14 protein-coding genes are annotated in these 15,044 nt (G+C 65.0%); 2 read left to right on the top strand and 12 right to left on the bottom strand.

Annotated features, from left to right (window positions below):
• Positions 1 to 308: 308 nt before the first annotated feature.
• From ACVWYP_RS35365 to ACVWYP_RS35380, 4 genes are all read right to left on the bottom strand, one after another.
• Positions 309 to 1,787 carry a cell wall hydrolase gene (locus tag ACVWYP_RS35365; protein ID WP_304496503.1) on the bottom strand — a complete coding sequence of 493 codons (1,479 nt, stop codon included), beginning with the start codon at positions 1,785 to 1,787 and terminating at the stop codon, positions 309 to 311.
• Between the two features lie 123 nt (positions 1,788 to 1,910).
• Positions 1,911 to 2,174, bottom strand: a complete 264-nt coding sequence (locus ACVWYP_RS35370; protein ID WP_304496504.1) for a hypothetical protein — start codon at positions 2,172 to 2,174, stop codon at positions 1,911 to 1,913.
• A gap of 25 nt (positions 2,175 to 2,199) precedes the next feature.
• A complete protein-coding gene (gene ppdK / locus ACVWYP_RS35375; protein ID WP_028343714.1) occupies positions 2,200 to 5,109 on the bottom strand; it encodes a pyruvate, phosphate dikinase in 2,910 nt (969 codons plus the stop codon).
• 91 nt (positions 5,110 to 5,200) lie between these two features.
• Positions 5,201 to 5,356: a DUF3096 domain-containing protein gene (locus tag ACVWYP_RS35380; RefSeq protein ID WP_016844375.1), complete on the bottom strand. Its 156-nt coding sequence runs from the start codon at positions 5,354 to 5,356 to the stop codon at positions 5,201 to 5,203.
• Between the two features lie 233 nt (positions 5,357 to 5,589).
• On the opposite strand from ACVWYP_RS35380, the gene ACVWYP_RS35385 reads away from it, so the two are divergent.
• Positions 5,590 to 5,949 carry a DUF1236 domain-containing protein gene (locus tag ACVWYP_RS35385; RefSeq protein WP_028343713.1) on the top strand — a complete coding sequence of 120 codons (360 nt, stop codon included), beginning with the start codon at positions 5,590 to 5,592 and terminating at the stop codon, positions 5,947 to 5,949.
• Between the two features lie 224 nt (positions 5,950 to 6,173).
• On the opposite strand, the gene ACVWYP_RS35390 is transcribed toward ACVWYP_RS35385, so the two are convergent.
• From ACVWYP_RS35390 to ACVWYP_RS35425, 8 genes are all read right to left on the bottom strand, one after another.
• Positions 6,174 to 7,265: a hypothetical protein gene (locus ACVWYP_RS35390; RefSeq protein WP_304496505.1), complete on the bottom strand. Its 1,092-nt coding sequence runs from the start codon at positions 7,263 to 7,265 to the stop codon at positions 6,174 to 6,176.
• Between the two features lie 119 nt (positions 7,266 to 7,384).
• Positions 7,385 to 7,978: a class I SAM-dependent methyltransferase gene (locus ACVWYP_RS35395; RefSeq protein ID WP_304496506.1), complete on the bottom strand. Its 594-nt coding sequence runs from the start codon at positions 7,976 to 7,978 to the stop codon at positions 7,385 to 7,387.
• Positions 7,979 to 7,981: 3 nt separating this feature from the next.
• Positions 7,982 to 10,210, bottom strand: a complete 2,229-nt coding sequence (gene glyS, locus ACVWYP_RS35400; RefSeq protein WP_304496507.1) for a glycine--tRNA ligase subunit beta — start codon at positions 10,208 to 10,210, stop codon at positions 7,982 to 7,984.
• Positions 10,210 to 11,145: a glycine--tRNA ligase subunit alpha gene (locus ACVWYP_RS35405; RefSeq protein ID WP_304496508.1), complete on the bottom strand. Its 936-nt coding sequence runs from the start codon at positions 11,143 to 11,145 to the stop codon at positions 10,210 to 10,212. Before ACVWYP_RS35405 ends, glyS begins: the two co-directional genes overlap by 1 nt.
• 177 nt (positions 11,146 to 11,322) lie before the next feature.
• Positions 11,323 to 11,514, bottom strand: coding sequence for a hypothetical protein (locus ACVWYP_RS35410; protein WP_026193154.1), 192 nt, complete (start codon positions 11,512 to 11,514; stop codon positions 11,323 to 11,325).
• Between the two features lie 116 nt (positions 11,515 to 11,630).
• A complete protein-coding gene (locus tag ACVWYP_RS35415; protein ID WP_028343707.1) occupies positions 11,631 to 12,542 on the bottom strand; it encodes a S49 family peptidase in 912 nt (303 codons plus the stop codon).
• A gap of 246 nt (positions 12,543 to 12,788) precedes the next feature.
• Positions 12,789 to 13,592, bottom strand: a complete 804-nt coding sequence (locus ACVWYP_RS35420) for a tRNA1(Val) (adenine(37)-N6)-methyltransferase (RefSeq protein ID WP_304500357.1) — start codon at positions 13,590 to 13,592, stop codon at positions 12,789 to 12,791.
• A 16-nt stretch (positions 13,593 to 13,608) separates the two neighbouring features.
• On the bottom strand, positions 13,609 to 13,836 hold the full coding sequence (locus ACVWYP_RS35425; protein WP_026193157.1) for a putative signal transducing protein: 228 nt from the start codon (positions 13,834 to 13,836) through the stop codon (positions 13,609 to 13,611).
• A gap of 135 nt (positions 13,837 to 13,971) precedes the next feature.
• Between ACVWYP_RS35425 and ACVWYP_RS35430 the strand changes: the two genes are divergently transcribed.
• Complete coding sequence (locus ACVWYP_RS35430) at positions 13,972 to 14,982, top strand: polyprenyl synthetase family protein (protein WP_304496509.1); 1,011 nt, start codon at positions 13,972 to 13,974, stop codon at positions 14,980 to 14,982.
• Positions 14,983 to 15,044: the final 62 nt, after the last annotated feature.

Raw genomic sequence — 15,044 nt, forward strand, 5'->3', positions numbered from 1 at the left:
AGAGGGGCCGGAGAAAAATATTCGCCTGCAGGGCTGCTCTGCAGAATCGGAGAGGATGATGACCGTCATTCCGGGGCAGGCCCTGCCGGCCATCCCGGAACGACGTCGTTAGGTTGCGACGCGTCTGCCCCGAAATCGCGACGGCTCAGGCCCGAATGGCGGGGAACGTTGCCGTCTCCTCCCCCTGAAAGGGGGAAGGTTGGGATGGGGGTCAAGCATCGCTGCTCGTGGAGGGACCAGATCCCCACCGCTTTGCTCTGACGAGCAAAGCGACCTCCCCTTTTCAAGGGGAGGTTAGGTTGGCAGCCCTATCGCCTGGCGCTGGCCTGCTCGGCCGAGCTCTGGGCGGCCTCGGCAAGTTGCGCCGAGATCTTGGCGGTCTCGGCCGGGTTGCCCCAGCTCGGCGCGTCGCTGCCGTCGCCCCAGGCGCGCGGGCGATAGAAGGTGTGGACGCCGAACTTGTACATCTTCTTCATCTCGCTGACCCAGGACGGCCGCACCCAATAGGCGTGGTAGTGGGTCGAGCGGTCGACTTCCGGCAGCCACAATTCGCCGTCGAGCATCGCCTTCGCGATCTTCCTGGCGCGATCCCACATGTCGGGCTCGCGGACGACGTCAGCGATATTGTCGCAGGCGAAGGTGAACTGACAGGCGTAGTGGCGGTTCTTGTTCTGGTAGACCACGCCGCACACCGTCTCCGGATATTTGCCGGAGAAGGCGCGGTTCAGCACCACCTGGGCGACCGCGATCTGGCCACGCACCGCTTCGCCGCGGGCTTCGAAATAGACGGCCTCGGCGAGGCACTTCTCCGACTTGGCGCGCGACTTCTCGTCGAACAGGCCGAGCCGCTCCGCCGGCGTCTTGGTGTGCTGGTCGTCGGCATTGACCTCGCCCTTCGGCGCGATGCTCTCGCCCATCTCGCCGGCCTTGACCGGACCATCGGCATCGACCGGCAGTGATGCCATCACCTTCATGTCGGGATCGGGCGTTGCTGCCGGCGTCACGACAACCGGCGCCTCGCCGGGCTGCCAGCGCTCGAGGTTCTCCGGCGTGCCGAGCGACGAGCCGAAGAACAGGCTGGCGGTCTGGAATGCGAACGGGTCGCGCTCGCGCGCCGCATCGGCGGGCGCAACCGCGGGCTTCGCGGGCGCGGGCTTCAGATCGTCGAGCGGGTTGGCCTCGAGCGACAGCGACACGTCGTTCTGCTGCGGCGACGGCTTGGCATATTGCGGCAAGGGCGGCGCGCGCAGCGCCTCCTGCAATTCCGGATCGAGCGGCGCGCTATCGGCCGGCGCGGTCGCGGTCTTCATGCCTTTGACCGACGAATTCGATGTCGCGGGATCTTCGTTCGCCGGCGCCGTATTTGCAGGCTCCGCAGGTTCGACCTGATCAGGCCGCCGAACGACGAGGCGATCGCCCTTCAGGGTGCGATCGACCCTGGGAAAATCGGATGCCTGGTAGCGCGGCGGCGGGGCTGTGATCGGATTGCGCGTCACCGTTCCGGTGATGTCGAGGTTCGAACTGTCCAGTCTTGCGAGCAGGATTTGCGGGGCTTGCGGCGCGGACGTGCCGATCGGACGGCCGAAACTGTAGGTCGCGACCTGGATGGAGCCGACGGCGGAGGCGAAGACGCGCTTCTGCCAGCGCTCGGCGACGCCGGGCTGCCGGGCCAGGAGCGAGGCAATATCCTGATATCCGATCTCGGTCGGCATAAGTGCGAAGATGCCAAGACCGAGACCGAAGAGCGCAAGACGTGCGCCCTTCGGCTGGTTACGCGACACAAACATCGTACGCTCACGCAACGCTTACTGAGTGCAATCGAACGCGGTACATCCGCGCAATTCGACCTTTCTCGTTGCTAAACCGTTTAGGTTGCTGCGGAGTTAATCGGCGTTGCTCGCGCGCTACACTCAAGCGATCGCACATCTTTCGCATGTTGCATTGCGCGCCTTGGTAAACGCGCGGCGCACGAAAGGCGTGAACAGCAGGTCAACGAAGATGGTGAACAAAGTGTTGCAGGCACGATACCCACCCGTCGTCATTGCGAGGAGCGACAGCGACGAAGCAATCCACGTCGCGGCAAGTGGAAACATGGATTGCTTCGCTTCGCTCGCAATGACGCTATTTGCACGCTGCCTCAACAAGCAAAATGGCCGGGACTGGGTCCCGGCCATTGCACTTCTCTGAACTACTAATCGCTCAGGCCTGGCTGGCGATCTCCTTGCCGAGCGCGGCCTGCGCTGCGGCGAGACGCGCGATCGGCACGCGATAGGGCGAGCACGAGACGTAATCGAGCCCGACCTCGTGGCAGAACGCGACCGACGCGGGATCGCCGCCGTGCTCGCCGCAGATGCCGACCTTGAGGCGCGGCCGCGTCTTGCGGCCGCGGGTGACGCCGATCCTGACCAGTTCGCCGACGCCGTCGCGATCGACCGAGATGAACGGATCGATCTCGAGGATGCCCTTGGCGACATAGGTGCCGAGGAAGCTCGCGGCGTCGTCGCGGCTGATGCCGTAGGTGGTCTGCGTCAGATCGTTGGTGCCGAAGGAGAAGAACTCTGCGGTCTCGGCCACCTCGCCTGCCATCAGGCAGGCGCGCGGCAGCTCGATCATGGTGCCGACCTGGTAACTCAGCTTGACGCCGGTTTCCTTCATCACCGCGTTGGCGGTCGCATCGATCCGCGCCTTGACCAGATCGAACTCGGCCTTGGTCGCGATCAGCGGCACCATCACCTCGAGACCGACCGGCTTTCCGGTGCGCTTGCCGGCCTCGACGGCGGCCTCGAAGATCGCGCGCGCCTGCATCTCGGCGATCTCCGGATAGGCGATCGCAAGACGGCAGCCGCGGAAACCGAGCATCGGGTTGAACTCGGAGAGTTCGCGGGCGCGGTCGGCGAGCTTGCGCGGATCGGTGTTCATGGCGCGCGCCACTTCCTCGATCTCGGCCTGGGTGTGCGGCAGGAACTCGTGCAGCGGCGGATCGAGCAGGCGGATCGTGACGGGCAGGCCCTGCATGATCTCGAACAGCTCGACGAAGTCGGCGCGCTGCATCGGCAGCAGCTTCGACAGCGCGGCGCGGCGCGACTGCTCGTCCTCGGAGAGGATCATCTCGCGCACGGTGCGGATGCGGGTCTCCTCGAAGAACATGTGCTCGGTGCGGCAGAGGCCGATGCCTTCGGCGCCGAACTTCACCGCGGTGCGCGCGTCATCGGGCGTGTCGCCGTTGACGCGGACGCCGAGCTTGCGGACCTCGTCGGCCCAGCCCATCAGCGTGCCGAACTCGCCGGACAGTTCCGGCTCGATCATCGGCATGCGGCCGGCCAGCACCTGGCCGACCGAGCCGTCGATGGTGATGACATCGCCGGTCTTGAAGGTGCGCGAGCCCACGCTCATGGTGCCGCGGCCGTAATCGACGCGGATGGTGCCGCAGCCGGAGACGCAGGGCTTGCCCATACCGCGCGCGACCACCGCCGCGTGCGAGGTCATGCCGCCGCGGGTGGTGAGAATGCCTTCCGCGGCGTGCATGCCGTGGATGTCCTCCGGGCTGGTCTCGATGCGGACCAGGATGACCTTGCGTCCGTCGGCCTGCAGCTTGGCCGCTTCGTCCGACGAGAACACGATCTCGCCGGAGGCGGCGCCGGGCGACGCCGGCAGGCCGGTCGCGATCACGTCGCGCTTGGCGGCCGGATCGATGGTCGGGTGCAGCAGCTGGTCGAGCGATGCCGGATCGATCCGCGTCACCGCGTCCTTGCGCGAGATCAGGCCTTCATTGGCGAGCTCGACCGCGATCCGCAGCGCCGCCTTCGCGGTGCGCTTGCCGCCGCGGGTCTGCAGCATCCACAGCTTGCCCTGCTCGACCGTGAACTCCATGTCCTGCATGTCGCGGTAATGCTTCTCGAGCAGCGTGTAGATCCGCGTCAGCTCCTTGAACGCGACCGGCATCGCGGCTTCCATCGACAGCTTGTCGGAGCCGGATTCCTGGCGCGCTTCCTCGGTGATGTCCTGCGGCGTACGGATGCCGGCGACGACGTCCTCGCCCTGCGCATTGATCAGGAACTCGCCGTAGAGCTTGCTCTCGCCGGTCGAGGGGTTGCGGGTGAACGCGACGCCGGTCGCCGAGGTCTCGCCCATGTTGCCGAACACCATCGCCTGCACATTGACGGCGGTGCCCCAGGATTCCGGAATGTCGTGCAGCTTGCGATAGGTCACCGCGCGGGCGTTCATCCAGGATGAGAACACCGCGCCGATCGCGCCCCACAGCTGATCGTGCGGATCCTGCGGGAAGTCGTGGCCGGTCTCCTTGGCGACGGCCTCCTTGTACTTGCCGACCAGCTCGACCCAGTCGTCGCCGGTGAGGTCGGTGTCGAGCGAATAGCCCTGGCCGTCCTTGAAGGTGTCGAGGATGTCCTCGAAGTGATGATGCTCGAAGCCGAGCACGACGTCCGAATACATCGTGATGAAGCGGCGATAGCTGTCATAGGCGAAGCGACGGTCGCCGGAGAGTTCGGCGAGCGCCTCGACAGTGCTGTCGTTGAGGCCGAGGTTGAGTACGGTGTCCATCATGCCCGGCATCGAGGCGCGCGCGCCCGAGCGGACCGAGACCAGCAGCGGGTTCTTGGCGTCGCCGAACGTCTTGCCGGTCAGCTTGCCGACATAGTCGAGCGCTTTCTCAACCTGAGCTTTCAATTCCTTCGGATACGTCTTGTCGTGTTCGTAGAAATAGGTGCAGACCGAGGTGGGAATGGTGAAGCCGGGAGGCACCGGCAGGCCGAGATTGGCCATTTCCGCGAGGTTGGCGCCCTTGCCGCCGAGCAGATTGCGCAAGGTCGCCTGGCCCTCGGCCTTGCCGTCGCCGAATGTATAGACCCACTTGCCGGCCTTGATCGCAGCCGGGGCCGCCTTCTTCGCAACGGCCTTCGCCGGCGCCTTGTTGGCCGGCTTCGCGGCCGGCTTTGCAGCCGATTTGGGGGCGGCTTTCGGCGCCGCCTTCGGGGCGCTCTTCTTCAGCGCCTTGCGCACTGGTGCGGCCTTGCGGGCTGCGGCGGAGGGCTTTGATTTCGCTGCTGTTTTCTCGGCAGTTTTCTTGGACTTCGCGACGGCTTTGGCCATGTCAGACAACAATCCGAAAAGAGGGGTCGAAGATGCGCGCCTTACACCATTTTGAGGGGTTCCGCGCAAGCCGCGAAACCCCGCTTTCCCGCTAGAGGTGCAGCCAGCGCAGCAGACCCATCCCCACGAGCCCGACGAAGATCAGATAGATCGCGACGATGTAATTCAGGAGCCGCGGCATGATCAGGATCAGGACGCCTGCGATCAGAGCCACGATAGCAGGCAGATGCCCAGCGGTGATGGTCATTGAAGTTGTCTCCGGGGTTTCTTGGAAGAGCGAATCGAGCGGCAGTTTATCCGCTGAGGGGGTTCCCACATCAAGACGCCCGCGCGGCCTGAGAGTTCCCGTAACTCACGAAAATTGCTCCAAATTGCCGCGTATATGGCGGCGGTTTTCCGGAACATCACCGCAGCCGATGCATTGGCTCGCCGTGCGCATCGGCGAAGGCTGGCGCGCACCGAAAAAGAATGGAGCGAGCCATGCGAAACAGAATACTTGCCGTTGCAGCGGTTGCTGCTGCGATCACGGTGCCGGCTGTTGCCGCACAGGCCCAGACCGTTGGCGTCGTCCGCGGTGGCCCGCCGGTTGCTGTCGATGATGACGAGGGCATTACTGTCGAGCAGCGTCCGGCTTTCCGCGAGTACATCGTGCGCGAGCGCGTGCCGAACTACACGGTTCCGGATCGCATCGTGGTCGGCACCGTGCTGCCGGACGCCGGCGTGACCACTTACGACGTGCCGCAGCGGTTCGGCGCGACGCCCTATCGTTACACCGTCGTGAACGGTGAGACCGTTCTGGTCGAGCCGCGTTCGCGACGGATCGTTCAGGTGGTCGACTAGATCAACGTCAGCACGATCGCCTGAACGACAGTCCGGGCGCCGCGCAAGCGGATGTGCGCGAGGATCGACCGGACCAGAAAGCCCCGTCCGGCCTCCCCTCCGGGCGGGGTTCTTCCGTGTGTTGTGATCGTCGTGTTGTGATGAATTCCAGCGCCTGTCCTTGACGCGCTTTCTTCACGTTCTTCACGCAACCCGCTGCGCGCTTCGCTTCAGTGTCGAGTGGGTTACGATTTGAGGATCGAGAGCAGCGTCGAGGTCGACTTGTAGCTCTTGATCGCAGCGTCCTGGAAATCCTGCGTCCAGTTGGTCGCCTGGCGCTCCTCCGCGCTCATCGAGGAATATTGCTTGAGGATGCCGAGGCTGAACTGGCGCGGATCGCCGGCGGTCTGGCTCTGCTTCAGCGCGTCGAGCACGGCGAGACGCGTCCGCGTGTTGAGTTCCTGCTTGGCCGCGAAGATCTCCTCGGTGGAGAACCTCTTGTCCTGGTTCAGCGAGATCGCCGAGAGCGAGCGGTTGTCGAGCGAGGACAGGTCGGCGAGCTGTCCGGTCTTGCGGCGGGAATCGTAGACCAGCTCCTTGCCGCTCTTCGCCGCCTCGCTCTTCTGCCGATCGAGGAAGGCGCGCACGTCGCTGGCGATGCTGCTGAAGTCGCGCGTCGTGCTCTTTGTGGGAGGCGCCGTCCCCGCCAGCGCGGCCGCGATCGGATCGCCGGAAATTCCCGATGGCGCCGTGTTGGGATTCTGCTGCGTCGCCTGATAGCCCTTCAGCACCGCGGCGCGCTGGTTGGCCCAGGTTGCGGTGGCCTTCTCCTCATCGCTCGCCCCATCGAGATAATCGAGCGCGGCCTTGTAGCTGACGCTGTAGTCGCCCGTCAGGCGCGTGGTCGCCAGCGACGGTTCCAACGCCTTGTCGAAGCGCTGCTTCAGCTCGGTGGCCGCAACCGCCTGCTCGTCCGGCGTGAACTTGCCGCCATTGTTGGTCGAGATCGCAAACAGCGAGCGACGGTCCAGCGTCGAGAGATCGATGGTGGTCTTGCCGTCGACGATCGGTGCCTTGACGCCGGCGACCGTGTAGAGCCGGTCGAGCGTGATGCGCGCGTCGCTGGTGACGGTGGCAAAATCCGGCAGCGGCGCCTTGGCGAGTTGCGCGCGGGCGGCGTCCGACAGCGTGAGATTGGTTGCGGCGTTGGACGCCGATAGATCGCCGGCGGTGCCGTCGCCCGACAAGGTCGCCGCCAGCGAGGGCGTCGCTGCTGCCCGCGCATAGGCCGAACCATATTGGGCGTAGGGATTGGGCGTGGTGCCGATCGAGGTCATCGGGCGGTCCCTGCATTGGCGCGAGGGGCGATGTCTTAAGAAATCGTTGCTTCGTCAGGACCTTCGCAGGGCATGGTTAACAAATTGCAAATTGTGTCGAAATATTTCAGGAGGCCGGATCAGTTGCGCCTTCGCGCGATGATGCGGTGAATGACCTTGCCGGACGAGGCGCTGACGACCTCGGCATCGAGCAGCAATTGGGCCGCCGCCAGCTCAGTCCGCACCAGCGCCGCATCGAACGCCGCGTAGAGCCGCCCGTGCGCATCGCGCGCATCGTCGCCCGCGGTGACGCGCCAGCTCAGATAGAGCACGCCGCCGGGTTTCACGAGTTCGAGCATGCGGCGGACTGATGGTGCGATCAGCGCGTGATCGAGATGCATGATCACGGTCTCGCACAAGACGTTGTCAAAGCTGCCGGAGGCCAGACCGGACAACGCCGGCAGCTCAGCGTGCGCAAAGCGCAACGTCGGATAGCGAACGCGGGCCTCCGCGAGCAGGCCCTCGGAGGCGTCATAGCCTTCGGCCGGAAAGCCGTTGGCATTGAGCCACGCCACCTCGCGGCCGCTGCCGCAGCCGATATCGGCGGTCGCGCCGCCCCTGATGAAGAAACGCGTGACGATGTCGTGCAGATCGACCGGGGCCGGCTGTTCGTGCCAGTCCTGCGCAAACGCCGCCGCATCCTTGTCGTAAGCGGCGAGCGTCGCGCGGTCCATCGATCAGCCCTCGATCCTGGAGAAATCCGCCACCGCACGCGTCGCGGCGCGGATCTCGTTGAGGAGCTTCAGGCGGTTTTCGCGCACCTTCGGATCGTCGTCGTTGACCTTGACCTTGTCGAAGAACGCATCGACCGCCGGACGCAGCTTGGCCATCGCGCTCATCGCGCCGGCGAAGTCTTCCTTGGCGACGGCGGCGGAGGCCTCGGCCTTCACCTGGTCGATCGCCTTGGCCAGCGTCTTCTCTTCATCGAGCTTGTAGAGCGCGGCGTCAGGCGCGCCGTCGAAGGTCCGCTTGTCCTTCTTCTCCTCGATCGCGAGAATGTTGCTGGCGCGTTTCGTGCCGGCGAGCAGGTTTTTGCCGTCGTCGCTGTCGAGGAACTTGCCGAGTGCCTCGACACGGCGGACGACGAGCAGCAGATCATCCTGGCCACCGAGCGAGAACACGGCATCGACGAGATCGTGACGCGCGCCCTGATCGCGGAGCTGAACCTTCAGGCGATCGGCGAAGAAGGCGAGCAGATCACCGAGTACCGCCGAAGTCGTCTGTTCGGAACGACCAAAACCATCAGACCCAGTCGTATCGCGCCATAATACCTCGTCGACTCGGGAGTCACCGCCAAGTGCGTTATCAAGCATCTGAGCCGCTTGATACTGCCTGTCGAGCTCTTCATTCAGAAGGTCGCCACCGATAGTATCAGCAGCGCTATCCAGGAGCGCTTTTAGTCCTATCTGAAGCTTGTTCTCGATAACGAGTCTGATCACGCTCAGTGCGGCACGACGTAGAGCATATGGGTCCTTCGATCCAGTCGGCTTCTCGTCGATCGCCCAGAACCCAACCAGCGTATCAATCTTGTCGGCCAGCGCGACAGCGACGCTGACCGGATCGGTCGGCACCCGATCGGTTGGCCCCTGCGGCTTCCAGTGCTCCTCGCTTGCGGCCGCAACGGAGGCATCCTCGCCCTGCGCCAGCGCGTAGTACTTGCCCATCAAGCCCTGCAACTCGGGGAATTCGCCGACCACTTCGGTCAGCAAATCCGCCTTCGCGAGGCGTGCCGCGCGCCTGGTCTTCGCGACGTCGGCGCCGACCAGCGGCGCGATCTCGGCGGCGAGCCGCTCGATCCGTTTGATCCGCTCCGCCTGGGTGCCGAGCTTCTCATGGAACACGATCTGCTCGAACTTCGGCAGCCGGTCCTCGAGCTTGGTCTTCAGATCGGTTTCGTAGAAGAACTTCGCGTCCGACAGTCGCGGACGGATGACGCGCTCATTGCCGGCGACGATGGTCTTGCCGCCGTCGGGCGCCTCGATGTTCGCGGTCAGCACGAACTTGTTGGTCAATTTCCCCGTCTTAGGATCCCTGACCACAAAGCACTTCTGGTTGTTGCGGATGGTGGCGCGGATCACCTCGTCGGGGATCGACAGGTATTGCTCCTCGAACGATCCCATCATCACGACCGGCCATTCGACGAGGCCGGAGACCTCGTCGACCAGCACCTGGTCCTCGACCAGTTCGAGGCCCTGCGCGAACGCCAGTTCCTTGGCGTCCTCGAGGATGATGTCCTTGCGCGCCTGCGGATCGAGGATGACCTTCGCGGCCTTCAGCTTGGCCTCGTAATCCTCGAAGCGGCGCACCGAGATCGAACCCGGCTCCATGAAGCGATGGCCGTAGGTGGTCTGCCCGGCCTCGATGCCGTCGACGGAGAACTTGACGATGTCAGGCTCCTCGGTCTCCAGACCGAAGGTCGCGGTGATGGCGTGCAGCGGGCGCACCCAGGTGAGCGAGCCTGATTTCGCCGAGCGCGCGCCCCAGCGCATCGATTTCGGCCAGGGGAAGGTGCGGATGATCACCGGCAGCATTTCCGCGATCACGTCGATCGCAGCGCGACCGGGCTTCTCGATCAGCGCGATGTAGAAGTCGCCCTTCTTGTCGTGCTGGATCTTTGCCTCGCTGATCGAGGCGAGACCAGTGGCCTTCAAAAATCCCTGGATCGCGGGCTCGGGCCCGCCGACGCGCGGGCCGCGGCGCTCGTCCTTCAAATCGGGCTGGCGGGCGGGAATGCCGTGCACGGTGAGCGCCAGGCGGCGCGGGGTCGCGAACGCCTTGGCGCCCTCATAGACGAGGCCTTCGGCGACCAGCTTGTCGGTCACCATGCGGCGCAGATCGTCGGCCGCCTTGGCCTGCATGCGCGCGGGAATTTCTTCGGAGAACAGTTCGAGGAGAAGATCGGGCATCAGACCGCCCTGCCCGTTTCAGTGTGGATCCATGCCTCGCCGCAGGCCTTCGCCAGGTCGCGCACGCGGGCGATGTAGCTCTGCCGCTCGGTCACCGAGATGACGCCGCGGGCATCGAGCAGGTTGAACACGTGGCTCGCCTTGATGCACTGGTCGTAGGCCGGCAAGGCCATCAGATGTTCCTTACTGTTGCCACCCTCGCGCCAGCCGGCGGCGAGATATTTGCGGCAGGCCTCTTCCGCCATCCTGAACTGCTCGAACAGCATCGCGGTGTCGGCAACTTCGAAATTGTGCCGTGAGTATTCCTGCTCGGCCTGCAGGAAGACGTCGCCATAGGTCACCTTCTCGGCGCCCTCGCGGCCGTTGAAGTTGAGGTCATAGACGCGGTCGACGCCCTGCACATACATCGCGAGCCGCTCAAGCCCGTAGGTGAGCTCGCCGGCGACCGGCGCGCATTCGACGCCGGCGACCTGCTGGAAGTAGGTGAACTGCGACACCTCCATGCCGTCGCACCAGCATTCCCAGCCCAAGCCCCAGGCGCCGAGCGTCGGGCTCTCCCAGTCGTCCTCGACGAAGCGGATGTCATGGACGGCGGCGTCGATGCCGATCGCGGCCAGCGACTTCAGGTACAGGTCCTGAAGGTTCGGCGGCGACGGCTTCATGATCACCTGGAACTGGTAGTAGTGCTGGAGGCGGTTGGGGTTTTCGCCGTAGCGGCCGTCCTTGGGCCGCCGCGAGGGCTGCACATAGGCCGCGTTCCAGGGTTTTGGCCCCAGCGCGCGCAGCGTGGTCGCGGGATGGAAGGTGCCGGCGCCCATTTCCATGTCGTAGGGCTGCAGGATGACGCAACCCTGCTCGGCCCAGAACCGCTGGAGGGCCAGGATGAAGCCCTGGAACGAACGTTCCGGGCGCATGTGGTCAGGCAGGGCGTCCATCGTTGGAATCGATCTCGCGGAGGGGTGTGAGGCGCGCGGGACCGTATCGGCGGCAGCCAATGGAATCAAGGCGATGGGAGATGTTTAGCGTCATTCCGGGATGGTCCGAAGGACCAGACCCGAAATCTCGAGATTCCGGGTTCGATGCTGACGCATCGCCCCGGAATGACCACGATGTTAGCCCGGGCGATAGGCCCCGGTCACGGGGTCGCGGCGAAGGGTCTTGATTTCGCCCGCGCGGGTGGCCTCGGCCACGCGGGACAATCGCGCCTCTTCGAGTTCCTGGTTGATCCGGACGGCCGTCTTGTACGCCCAGCGGACCACGGCCAAGCTTCCCAAGACGCCTGCGAATGCAATCAGCGGCGGCATCGGTCGATCCTTGTCGTTCACGTCTGTCAGGCCCCCAATGCCGAGCATTCTCGCGCAAGGTGGCCTGCGCCGCAATCGCGGTTTTGGGACTAAATGGCGCGCTCACATCCCTGTGTTCACAGCCCGAATCTGGCCCAAATCGCACGGGTTTCCAGCGCCGAGATCACCTCGTCCGGCAGCGCGGCCAGCCCATCCAGCGCCGCCAGCGACCCTGCCCCCGGCGCCCGTCGGCCGAGCAGGCCGGACAGCAAGCCGCTGGCCGGCGCAATCACCGGGGTCAGCACCTTGTCGCCATAGCGGGCCCGCAGCGTGGAGCGGATGTCGCCGATGCCATCGGCGAGCCCGAGACCGATCGCGGTATCGCCGGCCCAGTACTCACCGGTGAACAGCACGTCGTCGGCGCCATTGAGCCGGCTGCCGCGGCTCTGCCTGACCAGCGCGATGAAGATCGCATGGATCTCGCGCTGGATCGCCTTGAGCCGGGCGACGTCGTCGGGGTTCTCGGGAAGGAAGGGGTCGAGCATCGCCTTGTGGCTGCCCGCCGTATAGAGCCGGCGCTCGACCCCGATCTTCTTGATCAGCCCCTCCAGGCCAAAGCTGCCGCCGACCACGCCGATCGAGCCGAGGATCGAGGACGGATCGCAATAGATCTCATCGCCCGCGCAGGCGATCATGTAGCCGCCGGAAGCCGCGACGTCCTCGACGAACACCAGCACCGGCAGCTTCTTCTCGGCGGCGAGTTGCCGGATGCGCAAATAAATCTGCCGCGACTGCACCGGCGAGCCGCCCGGCGAATTGATCACCAGCGCCACCGCCTTGGCATTCCGCGTACCAAAGGCGCGCTCCAGCATCTTGGCGACGCCGGAGAGTGTCATGCCGGGCCGCAGCGGCGTCACCGCGCCGATCACGCCTGCCAGCCGCACCACCGGCACGACGGCCGCGCCGCGCCTGAAGCGCGCCGGCAACATTGCCTGCACGCGTTCGAGCAGTCCCGAACGTCCAGCGTGATCACTTCTTTGTTCACTCATGCCGTTACCTCGAATTAACCACTTTTTATCACGCCACTGTCATTGGAATCCGTGGAACGCGTTTTGCATTTTGTCATTGGGGCTGCAATGCGCGAGCGGAGAGGGACTCATGAAAATCTATCTGCTGATTTTGCTGATCGGTACACTCCTGGCGGCGATCCACTTCACGTCCACGCCGGACCGCCAGTCGGAAACGGCTTCGCAGTGATTTAGTGCCTCTGACGACGTGGGCAGCATGCCTGCCCGCTAGCGCCGCGCCAGCGGCAATTCCCCCTTCCCAGCCAACACCTCCTGCACCCATTTATTGGGCACGCCTGACTCTTCATTGAGCAGCAGTGCGGCATGGAGCCGCGTCGGCGCCCGGCCGCCCTTGGTTGCCCGCACCAGGATTCGGATCGCCGGCGACGTCCCGTCGCCGTGAACCGGCAGGATCTCGACACTGCCAAAGCCGCGGTCCAGCGCGGCCAGCACCTCGGCAATGCCGTCGGCCCGCCAGATCAGCGCAAGCTGCCCGTTCGACTTGAGAATCCGCCGCGCCGCGTGAACCCAGCCGGCCAGCGTGGTCGCGGTCGCGACATGGGCGCGCTCGCGTACACCGTCCGGCGAGGCGCGATGCCGCGACGGATCGTTGAACGGCGGGTTCATCAGCACGACGTCAGCGCTATCGGGCCCGAGGCCGGAATCATCGAAGGCCGCGGCGCCGGCTTCGACATCAAGCACGATCACCTCCGCCATGATCGCGTTGGTGCCGGCATTATTCCGCGCAAGCTCGGCCAAGGCCGGGTCGATTTCGACCAGAACGAGATCGATCCCCCTCACCCGCCGCGCCACCGCCAGCCCGGCGGCGCCCACGCCGGAGCCGAGATCGACGACGCGGTCGCCCGATCGAGCCGGCGTCGCCGCGGCGAGCAGGATCGCGTCATGGCCGGCGCGGTGGCCGCTGCGGGGTTGCCGCAGGCGCAATTGGCCACCGAGAAATCCGTCTTCGGTGATCTCGGCCGCCGGAGACTCCTTTTTTGACGCGTTTTCTTCACGCGAACCGGGGTCCACTTCGCTTGAAAACGTTCTAATCATCGGCCCGCAATTCGTGGCCGAGGCCGGCATCGGTCAGGAGCTGGCGGGCCTCGTGGTTGTCGTCCTCATGCACCAGGATCCGCCGCGGCAGCACGCCGAGCGAGCCCTCAATGATGCTCATGTTCTGGTCCAGCACCAGATGATGGATGTTAGCGCTGTCGAGCAGCGCGCCAATGGCGGAGACCAGCACCATGTCATTGGTCCGTACCAATTCCCGCAAAATACGCTCTCCTGTCGCCCCGGCTGTGCGGCACTTGCGCCACATGTCAATAACTTGATGGCCTTGCCGCTGCACCGCGCAGTTTCTATTGTTATAGCTGAGCATAGTGCGTATTCGGCAAAATTGGAGACCAGCGTGGCGGTTATTGTACCCTTCGAAAGCCCGTCCAATGCTTCGATCGACGGGCTGGTGGGACTTGTCGCCGCCGACATGGAGCGCGTCAACGCGACGATCCTTTCGCGGACCGGCTCCGAGGTCACCATGATCCCCGAGGTCGCCAACCATCTGATCTCCTCCGGGGGCAAGCGGTTGCGCCCGATGCTGACGCTGGCGATGGCCCAACTCGCGGACTATTCCGGCGACGGCCATATCAAGCTCGCCGCCGCGGTCGAATTCATGCACACCGCGACCCTGCTGCATGACGACGTGGTCGACGAGAGCGAACTGCGCCGCGGCAAATTGTCCGCGCGGATGCTGTGGGGCAACGAGGCCAGCGTGCTGGTCGGCGACTTCCTGCTCGGCCAGGCGTTCCGGATGATGGTCGAGGTCGGCTCGCTCCGCGCGCTCGACATCCTGTCCGCAGCCGCCGCCACCATCGCCGAGGGCGAGGTGATGCAGCTTGCGGCCGCCAAGAACACCGCGACCACCGAGGACGAATATCTCGCCGTGATCCGCGGCAAGACGGCGGAGCTGTTCGCCGCGGCCTGCGAGGTCGGCCCCGTGATCGCCAACCGTCCGAAGGCCGAGCAGACCGCGTGCCGCTCGGTCGGCATGAATCTCGGCATCGCCTTCCAGCTCGTCGACGACGTGCTCGACTATGGCGGCAAATCCGCAAAGCTCGGCAAGAATGTCGGCGACGATTTCCGCGAGGGCAAGATCACGCTCCCGGTGGTGCTCGCCTTCCGCCGCGGCAACGACACCGAGCGCAAGTTCTGGATCCGCGCGCTGGAGCGCGGTGAGATCGGATCGGCCGACCTCGACCACGCCATCGGCCTGATGACCAAGCACCGCGCCCTCGAAGACACCATCAACCGCGCCCAGCACTACGGCGCGATGGCCGTCGACGCGCTGGCGCTGTTCCCGCCCTCACCGATGAAGACGGCGCTGGAAGAGGTCGTCGCATTTTGCCTGGCGCGCTCTCATTGATCTAGGCACTCGCGAGCAACAAGACGGTGTCGCCCCTGCGAAAGCAGGGACCCATACTCCGC

Source organism: Bradyrhizobium sp. USDA 3262, assembly GCF_054060035.1.

Bases quoted from the DNA above. Each gene is read 5' to 3' on its own strand.
- ACVWYP_RS35390 (WP_304496505.1), bottom strand. From the start codon at position 7,265: ATGACCTCGATCGGCACCACGCCCAATCCCTACGCCCAATATGGTTCG.
- glyS (WP_304496507.1), bottom strand. From the start codon at position 10,210: ATGCCCGATCTTCTCCTCGAACTGTTCTCCGAAGAAATTCCCGCGCGC.
- ACVWYP_RS35385 (WP_028343713.1), top strand. From the start codon at position 5,590: ATGCGAAACAGAATACTTGCCGTTGCAGCGGTTGCTGCTGCGATCACG.
- ACVWYP_RS35365 (WP_304496503.1), bottom strand. From the start codon at position 1,787: ATGTTTGTGTCGCGTAACCAGCCGAAGGGCGCACGTCTTGCGCTCTTC.
- ACVWYP_RS35395 (WP_304496506.1), bottom strand. From the start codon at position 7,978: ATGGACCGCGCGACGCTCGCCGCTTACGACAAGGATGCGGCGGCGTTT.
- ACVWYP_RS35415 (WP_028343707.1), bottom strand. From the start codon at position 12,542: ATGAGTGAACAAAGAAGTGATCACGCTGGACGTTCGGGACTGCTCGAA.
- ACVWYP_RS35410 (WP_026193154.1), bottom strand. From the start codon at position 11,514: ATGCCGCCGCTGATTGCATTCGCAGGCGTCTTGGGAAGCTTGGCCGTG.
- ppdK (WP_028343714.1), bottom strand. From the start codon at position 5,109: ATGGCCAAAGCCGTCGCGAAGTCCAAGAAAACTGCCGAGAAAACAGCA.
- ACVWYP_RS35405 (WP_304496508.1), bottom strand. From the start codon at position 11,145: ATGGACGCCCTGCCTGACCACATGCGCCCGGAACGTTCGTTCCAGGGC.
- ACVWYP_RS35380 (WP_016844375.1), bottom strand. From the start codon at position 5,356: ATGACCATCACCGCTGGGCATCTGCCTGCTATCGTGGCTCTGATCGCA.
- ACVWYP_RS35370 (WP_304496504.1), bottom strand. From the start codon at position 2,174: ATGGCCGGGACCCAGTCCCGGCCATTTTGCTTGTTGAGGCAGCGTGCA.